The 232-nt window shown below is 40.9% G+C and carries 1 protein-coding gene; it reads right to left on the reverse strand.

From position 1 onward, the window contains the following. A partial coding sequence (locus tag R0J92_RS27025) for a hypothetical protein (RefSeq protein ID WP_411053949.1) occupies nucleotides 1-232 on the reverse strand: 232 nt, incomplete at both ends.

The raw sequence follows: 232 nt of genomic DNA on the forward strand, positions 1-232 counted from the left end.
GTAATAATTGTTTGCGGCAAGCGGTTAAAGCGTTGGACGCAAGCCCGAATCACCATCATACAACTGCGTTGGCTGGGTTTTTCAAAGGAAAGATAGAGACTAAGAATGCGCTTAGTATAACTATCCACCATAAAGGTTGCCCAGCAACTCCCTAAACCGATGTCATCCAGATTGATAGCAGAACTGCTGTTGCAAGTTATTAAGGAAATTAAAGAACTTTTGGTTTTGATAT

Source organism: Tritonibacter sp. SIMBA_163 (genome assembly GCF_046535935.1).
GTDB classification, from domain to species: Bacteria; Pseudomonadota; Alphaproteobacteria; order Rhodobacterales; family Rhodobacteraceae; genus Epibacterium; species Epibacterium scottomollicae.